Annotated in this window: 5 protein-coding genes; 1 reads left to right on the top strand and 4 read right to left on the bottom strand. The window is 69.6% G+C overall.

What is annotated here, in order from left to right:
• Both RMO85_RS13320 and RMO85_RS13315 read right to left on the bottom strand, forming a co-directional pair.
• A partial coding sequence (locus RMO85_RS13320) for a hypothetical protein (protein WP_310529208.1) occupies positions 1 to 486 on the bottom strand: 486 nt, incomplete at its 3' end.
• Between the two features lie 52 nt (positions 487 to 538).
• A complete protein-coding gene (locus RMO85_RS13315) occupies positions 539 to 1,087 on the bottom strand; it encodes a GNAT family N-acetyltransferase (protein ID WP_310529207.1) in 549 nt (182 codons plus the stop codon).
• 80 nt (positions 1,088 to 1,167) lie between these two features.
• Between RMO85_RS13315 and serC the strand changes: the two genes are divergently transcribed.
• Positions 1,168 to 2,283, top strand: coding sequence for a phosphoserine transaminase (serC, locus tag RMO85_RS13310; protein WP_310529206.1), 1,116 nt, complete (start codon positions 1,168 to 1,170; stop codon positions 2,281 to 2,283).
• Positions 2,284 to 2,286: 3 nt separating this feature from the next.
• On the opposite strand, the gene RMO85_RS13305 is transcribed toward serC, so the two are convergent.
• Together RMO85_RS13305 and RMO85_RS13300 are read right to left on the bottom strand one after the other, a co-directional pair.
• Positions 2,287 to 3,291, bottom strand: a complete 1,005-nt coding sequence (locus RMO85_RS13305) for a DNA topoisomerase IB (protein ID WP_310529205.1) — start codon at positions 3,289 to 3,291, stop codon at positions 2,287 to 2,289.
• A gap of 26 nt (positions 3,292 to 3,317) precedes the next feature.
• Positions 3,318 to 4,260 (bottom strand): hypothetical protein (locus tag RMO85_RS13300; protein ID WP_310529204.1); only part of this gene is annotated, 943 nt, incomplete at its 5' end.

Raw genomic sequence — 4,260 nt, 5'->3', positions numbered from 1 at the left:
CCGCAGCGTGGTCGAGCAGGTCTTGCGGGAGCGGCAGCCGGAGTTGAGGTAGTTCTTCGGCTCGAAGCCGTCCCAGGCGGCATACATCTTGTCGTTCCAGATGACGTACATGATCCCCAACCGGCGCGCGAGCGCGTCGGTGTCGCCGATCTCGTCGTCGGCGAACGCCTCGATGATGAAGGCCTCCGCCACCGCCTGGTCGTCCAGGTCGGTCGCGTCCAGCGTCCAGTCGAAGGCCCGGCCGTCCTTGTGCTCGGACTGCCCACCGCTGCGGCAGTCGCGCAGCGTGCCGCCGTAGGCACCGCCGCGAGCGGCCAGCCACTGGGCGAGCGCGACGGTGCCGGGCTTGTCCTTGCGCACGCACGTCTTCTGCGGCTGGTACGTCGCATAGGAGTCCACCGGCATCACGTACTTCGCCTGAGTCGGTGCCGGCGTGAGGCACGCCAGCACGGCGGCCGCCACCAACACCACGAGTCCCTTGCGCACGCACAGAGGCTAGGGGTGCGGATGGGACTGTGGATGCAAAAGGGGCAAAAAACTACTCGACCCTCGGCGTGTCGGCTGGACACGCCACGGGATCCACCGCCTTGGCGAAGCACCGGCTGATCCCGGAGTCGCGGTAGTGGCCGAAGCCCGCGATCTCCACGTAGCCGGACGACTCGTAGAGCGCGATCGCCTCCGGCTGCCTGAGCCCCGTCTCGAGGATCATCGCCTGCACCCCCGCCTGCGCAGCGGTCGCCTCCAGGTGGGCGAGCACCCGTCGCGCCAGACCGAGACCGCGGGCGGCGGGCACGACATACATCCGCTTGATCTCGGCCGTGTTCGTCGTGCCGGCGAACTCGACGTGGCTGCGTCGACGCCAGGCCCCGGAGACGACGGGTACGCCGTCGAGGTGCCCGACGAAGAACGCGCCCGCCGGTGCGAGGAACTCGTCGTGGTCGATCGGCGACTCGTCCCGGCTGCCGTAGCGAACGACGTACTCCTCCTGGACCATCTCGATCAACCTCTGGGCATCCGGATCGCCGATCGGGACCTCCCTCAGGCCCAGTTCGGGTGAGGCCTCTGCTGAGACACGGAGAGCAGGCATGGTGGCATCGTATGAGAGGCTTTCCAAGCTGACAGCGTCGTCAGGTTTCCTCGCCTCAACACTCAAGGAAGGCTCCACCGGTGACCGACGCCATCACGATCCCCGCCGAACTTCTGCCCGCTGACGGCCGCTTCGGCGCCGGGCCATCGAAGATCCAGACCAACCACCTCGACGCGCTCGCCGCGACCGGTGCATCCCTGATGGGGACCTCGCACCGCCAGGCCCCGGTGAAGAACACCGTCGGCCGCGTCCGCGAGGGCCTCGCCGCCTTCTTCGACCTGCCCGAGGGCTACGAGGTCGTGCTCGGCAACGGCGGCGCGACCGCCTTCTGGGACATCGCCACCTTCGGCCTGATCCGCACCAAGAGCCAGCACCTGGCCTTCGGGGAGTTCTCCGCCAAGTTCGCCAGCGCCGCCGCGGCCGCGCCGTGGCTCGAGGCGCCCTCGATCATCAAGAGCGAGCCCGGGTCCCTGCCCGAGCCGGTCGCCGAGGACGGCATCGACGTCTACGCGTGGGCGCACAACGAGACCTCGACCGCCGTGATGGCGCCGGTGCGCCGTGTCGCCGACGACGAGTCGCTCGTGCTCGTCGACGCCACGTCCGGCGCCGGCGGCCTGCCCGTCGACCTCGACCAGGTCGACACCTACTACTTCGCGCCGCAGAAGTGCTTCGCCTCCGACGGTGGCCTCTGGATCGCGCTGATGTCGCCGAAGGCGCTCGCCCGCGCCGAGGAGATCGCCGGCACCGACCGCCACATCCCGGCCTTCTTCGACCTGCCGACCGCGATCGACAACTCCTCGAAGAACCAGACCTACAACACCCCGTCGATCGCCACCTTGTTCCTGATGGCCGAGCAGCTCGACTGGATGAACTCACAGGGCGGACTGACCGGCATGGTGGAGCGAACCACCGCCTCGAGCGACGCACTCTACGGCTGGGCCGAGAAGACGGCCTACACGACGCCGTACGTCCAGGACCCCGCCCATCGCTCGCTGGTGATCGGCACCATCGACTTCGACGACGCCATCGACGCCGCCCAGATCGCCACGGTGCTGCGCGCCAACGGCATCGTGGACACCGAGCCCTACCGCAAGCTCGGCCGCAACCAGCTGCGGATCGCGATGTACCCCGCGATCGACCCGAGTGACGTCGAGACGCTCACGGGCGCGATCGACTACGTCGTCGGCCAGCTCTGAGGATCAGTTCTCGCGCAACAGCCTCAGCGTGGCCCGCTCCAGCGCGGCCTGCCGCTCGTCCCTGGTCTTGAACGAGCGGCGGGCCGTGTGGGTGATCGTGCGGCCTGATTCATAGGCGTCGACCACTCGCGGGTCGACATACGCCGACCTGGCCAGGGCGGGGGTGTTGCCGAGGAACTCGGCGACCTCCTTCATCGCACCCGACACCGCACGTGTGCGAGACGCCTTGGTCTGTCCTGCCTCCTCGGTCTCGGCCAGCGCCAGCGCGGCGAGCACCGTGGCGTGCCAGGTGCGGAAGTCCTTCGCCGTGGCCTCCATCCCGGTCACCTCACGCACGTAGTCGTTGACCTGGGTCGAGCCGAGGTCTCGCCAGTGCGAGCCGTCCTTCCAGGCGAGCAGCTCGTCGCCGCCGCCCCGGCGGCGACGCATCACGTCCAGCACGGCGATGGTCGGCTCGTCGTCGATCTCGATGCTGTGCTCGATCCCGGACTTCCCCACGAAGCAGAACCTCAGCGTGCTGCCCCGCTTCGTCACGTGCTCCTTGAGCATCGTGGTGAGGCCGAAGCTGCCGGAGGTGTCGGTGTAGACGTCGTTGCCGATCCGGAAGTAGCCGAGGTCGAGCAGGCGTACGGCGACTGCGCAGGCCCGCTCCAGCGACATCCCCTCCGCGCCGAGGTCGGTGAGCACCCGCTCGCGCACCCGGGACATCGCCTTGCCGAACTCGATGATCCGCACGAACTTCGCGGCGTCCCGGCTGGCGCGCCAGTGCGGGTGGTAGAGGTACTGCCGCCGTCCGGCCTCGTCGGTGCCCACAGCCTGCAGGTGCCCGTTGGCGAACGGCGTGATCCACACGTCCTGCCACGCCGGCGGGATCACGAGGTCCTTGCACCGCTGGCGATCCTCAGCACTCAGCGTCGTGCCGGACTCGTCGACGAAGGCAAACCCCGAGCCGGCGCGACGACGCGCCCAGCCGGGCTGGTCCGGAGACGTACGGCGCAGACGAGGCATGCCCGAACGCTAGCGCCCGCCGCCAATCAGTGCGGCTTGAGCGAGCGCAGCAGCACGGCCACGACGCCGGTGAAGATCAGCGAGCTCACGACCCACCACCAGACACTGCGGTCGGCCGCCGCGGCGGCAAGGTCGTCCACGGACGTGGCACCGCCCAGGGGCTCCGGGGCTGCCGAGGTGGTGGGCACGCTCGAGGGGGAAGGCGTCGGCGTCGGCGACAACACCGCCTGGATCTCCGGCGGCAGCGGAACCCGCAGCACGGGTGCCTGCTGGCCCTCGCTGCCCAGGTAGACGAAGCGGGTCGACGGGGCAGCGATCCCCTCTCCCTGCTGCTGACTGGGCAGATCGAAGGAGCCGACCTGCTCCAGCGCGGGGAACGAGTAGACGACGGCGTTGGTGTAGGTCCGCAGGATCAGGTGCGCACCGTCGGGGAAGAACGCGCCATCCGTGACGATCCCGGCGGTCTCACCGATCAGGCCCAGCATGTTGGGCGCATCGTCGGCCAGCTCGGGCGGCGCGGCGTAGAGCTCGCCGGCGAAGAAGCCCTTCGTGACGACGTACAACCGGCCGGTGACGGGGTGCACGAGCAACGCTTCGGCGTCACGCTCGCCGTCGGGATAGACCAGGTCGATGGTCTCCTCGTCGACGGTCCGGTCGCCGTCGCCCACCGGCACGCGCGTGACCTCGATCGAGTCGCGCGACGTCGAGTTGTCGCCGATGTCGCCCACCCACACCCGCCCGGCACCGGCCGGCGCGAGCGCCTCGACGTCGTCGGGAGCATCGGCCCAGTAGGTGACGCCGACGGTCTCGCCGGTCGCCACGTCGACGGTGAAGACCCGACCCGTGTCGCCGGAGTCGTTGATCGTGTAGGCCCGGTCGCCGGCGATGACCAGCCCGCTGGACTCCACGATCTCGGGGTCCTGGAAGCGGAAGACCTCCCGTCCGTCGCGGTCGGCGCCGGCGGCGGTG

Origin of the sequence: Nocardioides sp. (genome assembly GCF_031422975.1) — a bacterium.
Taxonomy (GTDB): Bacteria; Actinomycetota; Actinomycetes; order Propionibacteriales; family Nocardioidaceae; genus Nocardioides.
This window is presented reverse-complemented; position numbering and strand designations above follow the sequence as displayed.